This is a genomic window from Gimesia maris (genome assembly GCF_008298035.1).
Lineage (GTDB): Bacteria > Planctomycetota > Planctomycetia > Planctomycetales > Planctomycetaceae > Gimesia > Gimesia maris.
Genome location: NZ_CP042910.1, coordinates 1959026 through 1971676, shown reverse-complemented (window position 1 = coordinate 1971676; position 12651 = coordinate 1959026). Strand labels below are relative to the sequence as shown.

At 50.3% G+C, this 12651-nt stretch carries 9 protein-coding genes; 4 read left to right on the top strand and 5 right to left on the bottom strand.

Going from position 1 to position 12651, the window contains the following annotated elements; translation table 11 throughout:
• Positions 1 to 6: 6 nt before the first annotated feature.
• The 3 genes from GmarT_RS07500 to GmarT_RS07490 form a co-directional block, all read right to left on the bottom strand.
• Positions 7 to 609 (bottom strand): hypothetical protein, encoded by a 603-nt coding sequence (locus GmarT_RS07500; protein WP_002646026.1) that lies wholly within the window; start codon positions 607 to 609, stop codon positions 7 to 9.
• Positions 606 to 1319, bottom strand: a complete 714-nt coding sequence (locus GmarT_RS07495) for a putative toxin (RefSeq protein WP_002646027.1) — start codon at positions 1317 to 1319, stop codon at positions 606 to 608. Before GmarT_RS07495 ends, GmarT_RS07500 begins: the two co-directional genes overlap by 4 nt.
• A 1184-nt stretch (positions 1320 to 2503) precedes the next feature.
• A complete protein-coding gene (locus GmarT_RS07490; protein WP_002646599.1) occupies positions 2504 to 3871 on the bottom strand; it encodes an IS4 family transposase in 1368 nt (455 codons plus the stop codon).
• Positions 3872 to 4643: 772 nt separating this feature from the next.
• Between GmarT_RS07490 and GmarT_RS29705 the strand changes: the two genes are divergently transcribed.
• From GmarT_RS29705 to GmarT_RS07470, 3 genes are all read left to right on the top strand, one after another.
• The gene (locus GmarT_RS29705; protein ID WP_044237498.1) at positions 4644 to 4886 is read left to right on the top strand and encodes a hypothetical protein; all 243 of its coding nucleotides are present in this window, start codon (positions 4644 to 4646) and stop codon (positions 4884 to 4886) included.
• 221 nt (positions 4887 to 5107) lie between these two features.
• Entirely contained in the window at positions 5108 to 8131 is a 3024-nt protein-coding gene (locus GmarT_RS07475; RefSeq protein ID WP_002646030.1) for an outer membrane protein assembly factor BamB family protein, read from the top strand.
• Between the two features lie 192 nt (positions 8132 to 8323).
• Positions 8324 to 9193, top strand: a complete 870-nt coding sequence (locus GmarT_RS07470; RefSeq protein ID WP_187782348.1) for an EF-hand domain-containing protein — start codon at positions 8324 to 8326, stop codon at positions 9191 to 9193.
• A gap of 53 nt (positions 9194 to 9246) precedes the next feature.
• Here the strand turns inward: GmarT_RS07470 and GmarT_RS07465 are convergent, their stop codons facing one another.
• Together GmarT_RS07465 and GmarT_RS07460 are read right to left on the bottom strand one after the other, a co-directional pair.
• Positions 9247 to 9624: a hypothetical protein gene (locus tag GmarT_RS07465; RefSeq protein ID WP_002646032.1), complete on the bottom strand. Its 378-nt coding sequence runs from the start codon at positions 9622 to 9624 to the stop codon at positions 9247 to 9249.
• A 94-nt stretch (positions 9625 to 9718) separates the two neighbouring features.
• On the bottom strand, positions 9719 to 10687 hold the full coding sequence (locus GmarT_RS07460; protein WP_002646033.1) for a DUF1559 family PulG-like putative transporter: 969 nt from the start codon (positions 10685 to 10687) through the stop codon (positions 9719 to 9721).
• 544 nt (positions 10688 to 11231) lie between these two features.
• Here GmarT_RS07460 and GmarT_RS07455 point away from each other — a divergent pair.
• The gene (locus GmarT_RS07455; RefSeq protein WP_002646034.1) at positions 11232 to 12644 is read left to right on the top strand and encodes a neutral/alkaline non-lysosomal ceramidase N-terminal domain-containing protein; all 1413 of its coding nucleotides are present in this window, start codon (positions 11232 to 11234) and stop codon (positions 12642 to 12644) included.
• Positions 12645 to 12651 lie beyond the last annotated feature (7 nt).

Genomic DNA, 12651 nt, shown 5'->3' with positions numbered 1-12651 from the left:
ATGCGCCTATTCACTCTTGTTCAGTTGTTCTAAAACTTCAAGTGAACACTCTGAAAGTATCGGATCTTCCGACCAGCGTTCCAAAACAGGAAGTACCTGTTCAATGGGAGCGGACAACAGCCCCAGCGGCAGAAATGACCGTCCACGTCCATGATCGGGATCTTCTGCTAATTCAATAATTTCTTCAATATCTGTCGGCATAGCTGCCTGCGCAATGGCATCTCCTAATAACCATTTAAGCTCAGAGTCTGCATCAGAAGTATCGCGAAATATTTTGACCAGTGCGGAAAACGCAACTCCACGAGATTCTGGTGTTGTTAATGCTCTTACAATTCCCTGAATTGTCCAAGGGTGATGGTTCTTTTCCAGATGTCTAGCTAGAATGGGAATCGCCGAGGCATAACTGACTGAAGTATTGACAAAGTCCCACACAGAGTTAATTGTGATCCCCACGGCATGACACTCTTGGATGAGCTCCCTCTCATCTTCAGCAAGCTCTTGTTCGCGAATGGCACTCTCCTTTTCTTTTTTCTGCATCCTGAGTTGATACTCAGGGTCTTTCTCCAGTTCATCCATCAACTCTTTTGCAGACATTGGTTTCTTTTTCATTGTATCCCCGGGATGTACTTTAATATGATCTCACCTTTACGGATTTTCTCCAGCAATGTCGACGATAGTTTTGTTGATCCTCTAACGAATAGCTCATATCTCAGTCCGTTAGTTTTAGCATAATCCGAAAAGTCTCTTAATTGACGAGTATAACTTAACTTGGCAACATTTTTAACTTCCGTCAATTTTGTTGCGGTCAAACTATCTGGTATTCGATTTTGGCCATTGATTGAAATCTTGGTCTTTCTTCCACCAATTCCCGCTAGCGTCTCACCCACACGGCCTAGAGTCGTTGGCTTAGGTGTGAAACTTGAATCAATCACAGGTAAGTTGCAGGTCTTTCCATTATGAACCAGCACACCAGAATCGGCAACGAAGTAGGTGTGTTTAACCTGAACTTCGAGGTTATACACCGGCTCCGGGGGGCCGCGGGCTGTGATGCTGGTAATGACTGTGGTGCCGTTTAAGGTTTGTAAACGCTCTCCCACTGTCAGGCTGTCGGCTCGGACGAAGGCTTGTCGGTCGGCACTCCAGATCGGATGGTTCGGCGTGGTGCCGATCGGTTTTAATTCATCCTCAACTGAGATATCCAGTGTCTGGGCGGCTTCATGCCGGAAGGTGCCGGTGACGATCTGGAAACCAGGTCCCGGATTCGCGGCTATGGGGGGGCAATTCGCGATCTCAAGAACCTGCGCATTTCCGGGGAACATTTTAAGGGGTCAGTGAATCTTTAGAAACATCAATGCCAACCACAGAAATTGAAGAGGAGTCTTTCATCGTGTGTCCCATCCTAGTAAAATACGAGCTCACCTGAGTGGCTCTAGCGACTGTTCGGGTTGAAAACGATGCGGCTCTGCGATCCAACTGACCCACGGTGTCTATCAGCACCCAGGACTCGACGATCTACAAAGTCGCAGCTCATCCCTGATGGCCATCAGGGATGAGCTCTTATCAATATAACCAGCCACATCAATTCTGTAAGCCTGGTCCAATGCCGCTCGTACCCGAGATACCAGGACTCTTTTTAATAGTCCTGCCCCCCTTTTATTCAGCTAGCCGCGGTTTCTGTGATTTCGTCTGGCCGTGCCGAGTATAGTTGCTGCCCTGCTTTGGATTGAACGTAACAGTTGCGACCTCCTGCTCGCTCCGGATTGCATCCGGGGGCACCCTTTCTTTCACATGAGCCGTACAGCGTGAGACGCAGTTTCTGCAGATCGGGGGACAACCGGAGCTGACGCTCTGCGGCCAATGGGGAACGCTTTATGGTTTATTTTTATAGCCACCACCCACTTTTATTTTCGTGTGGTTTCGTGTTTTTCGTGGTAGAAAAATCTGATTGAGATGTTTCATGCTGTTCCCATTGTGTGTGATACCAGGGCGATACTCACCAGGCAGGCGGACACATGGGGCGCTGTATGATGAACAGGTGGGATACGTTGTTCTGAATTGTACGATTTCACTGACAGTTTCCTGTTGTCTGCGACAACCCCGGATTGCATCCGGGGCTACCCTTTCTTTCGCATGAGCCGTACGGCGTTAGCCGCGGTTACTGCAGATCGGGAGACAACCGGAGCTAACGCTCTGCGGCTAATGGGGAACGCTTTATGGTTTATTTTTATAGCCACTACCCATCTTTACTTTCGTGTGGTTTCGTGTCTTTTCGTGGTAGAAAAATCGATTTCGAGAGGTTCATCGGTTCTCGTTGTGGTGTGATACTGGTGCGAACCGTGTCAGACGGACACGTGGGTTCCGTTCCTATGGCTGGGCAGGTTGGTGATCTGGAAACTGCTTGTACGATTTCACTGACAGTTTCCTGTTGTCTGCGACAACCCCGGATTGCATCCGGGGGCACCCTTTCTTTCACATGAGCCGTACGGCGTTAGCCTAATGGCACTTACTTTAGATCAGTGTGTTTCAATTTCTCTGGGGGCTTTTTTCTTTTTTCGAAATGGTCTCTCTTTGAACGTTTGGCGTAGCATTCTCTTTTTACGCTTCGGCTGGCAGCGCGATTGGGTAGTTTATCTTTGGTCGCGTAGAACAGTGCTCGCTCGAAGGATTCACGCCATGATTCTGGCTCAGTGTGCAGGTGCTTCAACAGGAACGTTTGGAATGTTGTCCAGGTTCGCTTAAAGCTCATCCGCCGCGGAGCAACCTGATTCAGTTCAGCCGCCTGTCTGCGGAATTGACCAACTAAATTGTAGGCGACCACTGACGTATACAGCTCTTTCAAAAACGTGTCTACCTTCTTGGCGCGAATGTTCTCGGTGTCCAATACGACCTTCAAGTTACGAATATCAACTTCGACATTGACCCTTTGATTGTAGAGGTTGCCCAGGGTGGCAGCGTCTTGCGGCAGGCTGGTAACGCAATACAGCGTCAAGGTTTCATTGACGATGATTTCGTGCAAAACAACAGCCAGCGAAGCGTCCCTGGGGAGCCCGGGTTGTGTTTTACGGTTTTTGGGGGTCGGAGTCCACTGGTGTTGGTAGGTCTTATGTTTTGGGCTTTGCGATACGAGTTTTGCTTTGGCTCGAAGTGACTCAAAGTTTAACTTCTTCATGCGTAGAAAAAAATCATGCCCCAGGAGTTGTGCCTGGTAAGCAACGCCAAAGATCCCAAATCCTGCATCAGCCATGATGATCGATTCGTCTGGCAGGCAGTGCATGCCATTTCGGGCAAGTTCCGTTTCGGAAACCGCTTCAGGTCCATACATGGCCCCCAGCTGTGGCAGCAAGGCACATCCACTACTGAGTTCGTGAAAAACGGTCAGATTGACAACAGGCCAGACACTTTCACCGTGCTGATTTGAGGCGGGCGGAAATTTCGTTTGTAATTCTTTTTCCGGTGCTAATGTGATCGTGGTTCCATCGAGTAAAAATATTTGACGACCGTCCAGCAGGGTTTCAGATTGCCCGACGATGGCACGAGTGATTTCATTGGAAAACCATTTCACAACATCCAACGGCAGTTCGCTGCGAGCCCGGCTGTATGCTGCACTGTTGGACGAGAGTGTACCCTGGCTTAATCGTTTGTTTTCAGGAAGGTAGTCAGGTTGATTTTCAATCAGATGCTTCACCGCCGCTTCGAGTGAGGCATCTGGTTTGAGGCGTTGAAAAATCAGCATCCACAGCACAACACAGGCGGTATAGATTGCATTGGGTCGCCTGGGATGCAGCTGATCGGCTTGGCGTAAGTCCACCAAATCTTTAAGTTGTTCGAAGGCACGATCGAATTCAAGAATCTGTTCCGGTGATTGTTTCACAGCGTGATTACTCCTGGCAAATTGGCAGTCTATTTTCAAGAATAGAATCCTGCGCAAATCCCATGCCAAACGGCTGGGGTAACCAGCTTAATTTAAAGTAAGTGCCATTAGGCGTTAGCCGCGGTTTCTGCAGATCGGGAGACAACCGGAGCTAACGCTCTGCGGCTAATCTGGAATGTTCTACGGTGAATAGTAATGACACCTTTTGAACTTCCAGTGGTGCAGGATTTTCATCTGCGGGGGGTGGGAGCCGATCTTTATAATTTGTGGTGAATCACGTCAGGGAACCGTGAGCCACGATCTGGCTTGTGAGGCTGTGCCGAATGGATATAGGAATCCCGGTTCCGGGTGGTGCGTGGTAGCTGCGACCTCCTGCTCGCTGCGCTCGGCCCGAATTATATTCGGGCTTACCCCTGCATCAGGAGCGGGAACTGGTTTTTCGGGCAGCGTCAGGCAAGCGAGCTGTGCCACCGGCATGAGAGGACGTTGAGTTATGTTCGTTGTTGTAGTGTTCAATCTGCTTTTCTATCCGGGGTGTCTGGTGACTGTGATACCGTTGCATGGTGAACTATTTTCTGTAGAGGCGCGGGGGCGTCAAGGGGGGATGAACCGAATCGGGTGGCGATCTGCGTTGATACAGGGACGATGCTGGTGTGAGCAGTGGCGGTTCCGGGGTGAAAGACTGCGAAGTGTGGCGACCCGCAGGCATACATTCGGAACAGGTGCTGTTCTGCGAACTGCTTATCTGGAAAAAAGGGGCTGTTTTATAGTGATGACTGCGAACAAGTGGCCCGTGTTTCAGTGCACTGTAAACTGGGCACGCGCGCGACCCAAAACAACGCTTATCGCCGGCGGCGTGGCGGGGTCAAGTTCATTTTATGCAGCGGGAGTGCGGAAATGTGTCGCTACCAATGTGGAATATTCAGTTCTACAGTCGAATGGTGATGTGAGTGATGACCCTTTATTGCCCGCGCGCAGCGTGATGCCGGGTGGGTCGTTTTGGAGTCCTTTCTAAAAAGTGAGTATGTGATGCGCAGGTATTATGCCGAACTTTGTGTGGGCGTTTTTCCCTGCACATCAGGGCCGTTGGGCTATTGGCAGTGAGGGGGGATGAACTTCCAACAGCTGTTTTTTGACTGTTATCGGTGACAAGCCCGCATACATGGATTAACATAACAGATCAACAAATTCTGATTCGTATTCCTGTCCGAAAAAACTGACCTTCCGAGGCGCTCCATGAAACTCCTGTCTTCATTCGCATTCCTGATCATCAGTTGTGCTTTCTCAACACCTGCGTCAGCAGACTGGCCGCAATTTCGGGGAGACGCTGCCCGCAGTGGATACACCGAAGCCCCCCTGCCCAACCGCATGGAACTGCAGTGGACGTTTCGGACAAAACACGCTCCCGCTCCCGCCTGGCCGACTCACACCCGCATCAAGTTTGATGAAGTTTTTCAGCCCATCATTGTCGATCAGACGGTGCTGTTCGGCAGTTCGGCTGATGACCAGCTTTATGCCCTGGATCTGAAAACGGGAGAACTGAAATGGAAATTCTTCACCGAAGGGCCGATCCGTTTTGCACCGGCGGCCTGGAAAGACCGCGTGTTTGTCGCCAGCGATGATGGCTGTCTGTACGCGCTGGCCATCAAAGATGGTTCCCTGCTCTGGAAAAAACAGGGGGGACCGCAACGCAAATTCATCATGGGCAACGACCGGCTCATCTCACACTGGCCCGCAAGAGGCGGCCCGGCAGTGGTCGGCGATCAGGTCTATTTCGCCGCAGGCGTCTGGCCTTCGGATGGCGTTTACCTTTATGCCCTCGATGCTGCAACGGGCGACGTGATCTGGGACAATCAGAATTCCGGTCAAATGCTGATGAATCAACCCCATGGCGGCGCGAGTGCGAAAAGCGGCGTCTCTTCTCAGGGTTATCTGGCTGCCAGCGAAGACCAGATTTTCATGCCCACCGGACGCGCAGTTCCCGCGGCTTTCGAACGGGCGACCGGGAAGTTTCAATATTATCACCTGCAGAAAAATCAGCAGCGCGGCGGTGCCGATGTGGTACTGGCAGATCAGTTTTTCTGTAATGCCGGTTGTCTCTACGATCAGACAAACGGCAACCTGACACAACAAACGGGAACCGGCCCGATGGTCGCCACGCCGAAAGGAATTCTACGAGGCAGCGGTCAGTCTCTGATTTACAGCGAATGGTCGGACACAACTGCCCGCGACCGGAAAGGGCAACCGATTACCGTCAGACAGCTCAAGGAAAAACGCCTGATCCCGCTGGATTATGAAATCACCGATCTGATCATCGCCGGCAACGACGCGTACTGCGGCTCTCACAACAAAGTGACCGGCGTCGATTATAAAGCGCAGGCCAACTCCTGGTGGTCGCATGATATCAAAGGGACTGTCCGCGGCCTGGCGGCCTCCGATGATTGCCTCGTCGTCAGCACCGATCAGGGCGTCATCAGCTGCTTTGCGAATGCTGAACCCAATCACAAGAAGACTGGAAAACGTCCCTTCAGGGAGATGCCGTTTTCCGTCAGGCAGATTTATTCCACTGCCGCACAAGAAATCTGCGACAAAACCGATGTCAAATCCGGAATCTGCATCGATCTGAATGCGGACGATGCGTACCTCGCAGCCGCGCTGGCCCGGATTTCGACTTTCCAGATATATGTCGTCATGAAAGACGCGGAACATGCCGCTACTGCGCGTCAATTTCTACATGATGCAGGTTTATATGGTTCACGGGTTGTCGTGCATGTCGCTGATTCAGAGCAGCTTCCCTATTCCAAACACTTTGCGAACCTGGTGATCTGCTCTGCTTCACTCTACCGGGATATGACCCCGCAACTTTTAAGCGAAGCCCGACGCATCCAGCGTCCTTATGGCGGTCAGTTTTGCAGGGGACCGGTCAGGAAAATGCAGGTGGAAACCAAAGCCGACCTGCAAGGGGCCGGAAGTTGGACGCACCAGTATTCAAATTCAACAAACACCGTGAACTCGGATGATGAAATCGTCAAAGGGCCGCTCAAAATGTACTGGTATCGAGACATGGATTTCCAGATTCCCAATCGTCACGGTCAGGGTCCCGCGCCGCTGGTGAATCGGGGCGTGATGGTGGTCGGCGGTCTGCATGGTTTATGTGGGCTGGATGCTTACAACGGGCATACGCTCTGGAAATACAGACTCAAAAACAATCTCACCGATATGAATGGCATTCACCATGATCTCAGCACCGCGGAAGTCGGCAGCAACTTTTGCCTGGGCGGCGATGATGTCTTTGTCAGCAAAGACGACGTTTGTCACCAGATCAATTTGAAAACCGGCAAACTGGTACGGAAGCTGTCCACGCCCGTCAGCCGCGACGATCCGAATCAGAACTGGGGGTATCTCGGTTATCATGACGGCGTGGTATATGGCTCTGTGAGTAACGACGCGCATTATACCAGCCCCCGTTACAAAGGACTGAAGCTGCGAAATGAATCGGTGCTGTTTTTTGCGATGGATGCAAATACGGGTACTCTACTCTGGACCTATCAGCCGGAATATTCGATCCGCAACAACGCGATTACGATTGGCAATAACAGCGTGTATCTGGTCGACCGTGAGATTGCCAAAGCCGACCACATTAAAGAAGCACGGCGGAACGGCCGCCCCAATCCCCCGTCTCCGGAAGACGCGTTGCGCAAAGGAAAACTGAAAGCGTTCCAGGCCAAGACCGGCATGGATCTCTGGCACGACGATCAGGAAATTTTCGGGACACAGCTGGCGCTTTCCGAAGACCACGAGATCCTGCTGATGTTTTATCAGGGAATCCGGCATAATTTTTTCCAGCTCCCCTCTGAAGTTGGCGGGCGCATGGCGGCCATCGATGCGAAGACCGGCAAGCGGATCTGGGATATCAAAGCCGAGTATCAGTCGCACCCTGTCATCAACGGCGACAAGATCTATGCCCAGGGGGGTGCCTGGAATTTAAAAACCGGCAAACCCATCGATTTCCAATTCGACCGCTCCTACGGCTGCGGACAGATTTCCGCCAGTAAACACATGATGGTCTTTCGCTCGGCGACACTCGGTTATTTGGATCTGACCCGTAAAGCCGGCGTCGAAAACTTTGGTGGCATCCGCCTGGGCTGTTACATCAACGCGATCCCCGCCGGCGGTCTGGTGCTGGTTCCCGATGGTTCGTCTCAGTGTAACTGTTCGTATCAAATGCAGGCGTGGTTCGCTCTGGAGGGAAGCGAGTGAGCAGATGTATGGTCAGAAAACCTGTTAAAACCAGTGGATTCTCAATAATTTGAGAATTAAGTGGTAGTTCTCCTGGAAAGCGTGCGTTAGGGTTCCTGACGGATCCTGTTCCGCGACACTTAAAACATGATGAAATTCAACGAACAGGGATACATCGAATTTACAGGGCCCCCAGCAGGGAGATCGATTCTGATGAAATTTCTGATTGCGTTTGCAGCTGTTGCCGTATTAATTGCGACTGGAGTCTCTTCTCATCCGCCACGTGATAAGGGAGATCGGGGCTGCCGGCGACCGGAGGGTCCCCCTCCTGATCCATATATGATTCTGTTTGATACCGACCAGGATGGCGAAATTTCCCCAAGGGAAATCGAACAGTCAGGCTCTGTGCTCAAGAAACTGGATCGTGATCAGAGTGGCACGCTGACACGAGATGAAATGCCGCGCCCCCCACATCCTCCGCGAGATCATCACCCCGGTGCGGAGCATCACCGACGACCAGGAGCCAATCGCCCCCCTCGCCACGGAGCAGACCCAATGCCAGAACAAAGGCAACAGAAAGCAGTCTCAAAAAACACTCCTGCTGACACGGTTATTTTTACAGGAGGGTACGAAACAGATCCTCGTGATCACGGACGCCCGGTCGCTCTGATTGCCGCGGCACTCGGCGTCAAACCCGAAGTCTTTCGTCAGGCATTCAGTAACGTGAAACCCGCACGCGGCGGTGATCCTTCTCCCGCCCGGGCGCGTGCCAACAAAGAAGTATTGATGGCAGCCCTTGGAAAATACGGTATCACCAACGATCGACTGGACAACGTTTCAAATTATTATCGCTATCAACCTGAACGCGGAGGCCTCTGGAAACATACACCTGCCACAGCAAAAGCCATCATCAAAGAAGGAACGGTGACCGGCTTGCAGATCACCAATGCAGGATCGGGTTATATGACGCCTCCCACAGTAACTATAGCCGGCCATGAAGATGTAAAAGTAAAGGTCGCGCTTGAATTCAGCCAGGACTTTTCGAAAAACGGCAGCATTAAATCATTAAAGATCGTGAAATGATGACATCGGTGATCGCACGAAGTTAACTGTGCGCGCGATCACCCGGCTCACTTTCAACCAGCTGACAGGGCACTCGCTTTTTGCTGCAGCACTTCCAGTTGTGCATCGATTTTATCTTTCGCAGCTGAACTCTGATATAAAGACAACAGCTCTTTGGCCGCATCACGCAATTCGATATAGGGACCTTCGTATTCGCTGGCATACGCTTCCAGGGACTCCATCAGAATCGAAAGATTCTGAGCTGCCTGCTTCGGACTTTTTTTGGCTGCCGCGATAAAATCATCAATCGACTTTTGAGCAACCTTGCTCTTTTCCGTTTCAGTAGGTGGAGGCGACGATTCACGACCACCACAACCTGTCGCTGTAAAAGTAATCATGATTAATGCGATGCAGCAAAGCAGCTGCTTATAATTCTCAATACTGTTTTTCATTTATAAAATCCTTTTATCCGGGGATTAAAAAAACAGCTCCAATAGACCCTATTGGAGCTGTCGTTTATCTGCCAGGCTGGATCAGACAGATTGTTTAAAATTCACCAATCACATTGCCATCACCAATCGACAACAGGTTGAGATAAGTGGTTTGATCCACATTTTCGGAGATGAATCGTACCGCTCCATCAGCCATGGTGAAGTGCACGCCTCCCACATGAGAACTGCGGGCTGCCTGACCAGAACCTGCATTTGTATCATCTGGATTATTTCGACGGTTGAAATCGTTATCGGAAGTATTATTTGAGGCATACGGAGTCCGATCATAAACCTGTGCATTCGGAGTCAGGATCCCGTTAGAATTCCGTCCGGCAAACAAAGCTCCAGTACACCAGCCCCAGGCTCCCTTATCATCTGAAGTGGCTGTCCCCACCACGATTTCCCCCAACATAATCGTATTTGAAGTTCCATCTTCGACATCACGAATTTTTGCGCCGTATTGACCCACCGCGCTGAACATTCCGCGACGAGTATTGTTATGATCAGATCTGGTCAATGCAGAACCTGATCCAACAGCAGCGGCGTAGGTAATTCTTGAAAACCCGTCATGATCCTGAGTCAAACGGCTACGGTCCACTTTTGTCTGCGAGGGACACTTTAAACTGGGGATGATGGCCCGTAAAACACTGGAGCCAGTATTAGAATTCGCACTGCGGGCAGGCAAGCTCATATTGTAGTTATTATACAAGGGACCCTGATCCATGAAGGGTAAAACCTGTACAACCCAAGTGGTTCCCCAGAGTGCATCCCGTCCATTTTCAGGAGCAACACCAACACCATACCAGACAGCGCCAGGAGGAAAAGTACGGTGTGAATCATGATAGTTATGTAATGCCAGACCAATCTGTTTCAGATTGTTTTTACAGGTACTGCGACGAGCTGCTTCTCGTGCCTGTTGCACAGCGGGAAGTAACAGAGCAATCAGAATCGCAATGATGGCAATCACCACCAGCAATTCAATTAATGTAAAACCTCGCTTGTGTGAGACGTTCTTCGATCTCATGAGTTCAACCCCTTAAATATAGTAAATATAAATTGAGACAATACCGGAAATACTGGCATTGAAATGAGAGCCCGGGTCACTCGCTTTAGTAGATTAAAAGCTGGGCGGATAAGAATGGCTTTACATTTGAAATGAACGCAAATCACTTCAGATAGCGTTTATGAAAGCATCACTCTTCTAAAGTTAATCTAATAGGAATTTTAGAGTTTTATCGGTTAATGACAACAAGAAGAATTCTTTAATTCACAGCATAATAGAAAATAATTTATTCCGTATAGTGTATTCTCAGTGAACACGCATTACTCAACAAAATTAACTATTTATTGATATGTAAATCATACTTCTACGTATAAATCAACGCTGCCCCGACATTCCATCATTATGAACTTTATCGAAGTAAGATCTGATTTCCTGGCGGCTTCTATTTCTGTTCAAATGATGCTTCCAACTTGCGACGCAGCTTTTCTTAACTTACATTAGAAAGCTGAGACATCACAAACCACAGTCGAGTTAACAAGCAGCATCAGTTCACAAGGAAATCCACATGAAAAGATTGACGACTAACCTGAAGTCAACCAACAGACTCGCACTCTTGTTCTGCCTGTTGACCGTTAGCCTTTTTCATTCTGGACAGTCTGCAGTCCATGCTGAAACAGAGTGGAAAGCAGGGATCGCCAAGGCAGTCATCACCCCCCAAACCGGTGTCTGGCTCGCAGGCTACGGGTCCAAGCGACTGCCTGATGGAAAGCTGCATGATATCTGGATGAAAGCGCTGGCCCTCGAAGATGATAAAGGTCATCGTGCCGTGCTGATCACCAGCGATTTCCAGGGGGTCCCCCGCAGCATGAGCGACCGCGTCTTCGCTGAGATCAAACAGAAATTTCAGCTCGAACGCCATCAGATCATGTTTACCTTCTCGCATAATCATTGTGGACCAAGACTCGGTGATGACCTTTACGATTACTATCCTGTCGATCCGATGCAGGTCAAACTGGTGAATGAATACACTGACCGCATGGTTGTTAAAACCGTACAGATGATTGGAGAGTCACTGAAAAACCTCGCCCCTGCTCGACTGCAGATGGGCAATGGTCACACCACCTTTGCCGTCAACCGTCGCAATAATCGTGAAGCCGATATCCCCAGTCTCCTCAAAGCGGGAAAGGAACTGGTCGGACCGGTTGATCATGCTGTACCTGTCATGACTGTCACACGCCCCGATGGCAAGCTGGATGCAGTCCTGTTTGGATATGCCTGTCATCCCACGACACTCAGCTTTACTAAAGTCTGCGGCGACTATCCCGGCTTTGCTCAGCTGGAACTCGAACAGAAACATCCCGGTGTTACCGCCATGTTTGTCAACACCTGTGGTGGCGACCAGAATCCGCTTCCCCGTCGCAAAGTCGAACTCTGCGAAAAATATGGCCACATGCTGGCTGTCGCCGTTGAAGAAGTTTTGCAGAAACCACTCGAGCCCATCTCCGATGGATTATCGACCGCGTTTGAATATGTTGAACTTCCCTATCTGAAAACCGTCACGCGTGCTGATCTGGAAGCTGACCTTCAAAGCAGCAGTGCCATCAAAAAGCGCTGGGCCGAACGACTGCTGAAAAAACTTGACTCCGGAGAAAAATTTCCATCGAGCTATCCCTATCCGCTGCATGCCTGGCGACTGGGCAGCAACATGCTGATGATCGGCATGGGGGCGGAAACCGTCGTTGACTATGCCTTGAAATTCAAACGCGAATTCGGGCCGGGTACCTGGGTCTGTGGTTATGCGGATGACATGATCTCCTACATCCCCTCCAGACGAGTCTGGCTCGAAGGAGGTTATGAGGGAGGTTATAACCTGTATGAATACGGTCGCCCGGCTTATCGCTGGGGACCGGATACAGAAACCCTGATCTCAAATTCCGTCGACAAACTCGTCAAACAGGTTGAACGTAAATCTGACTGACTGTTTC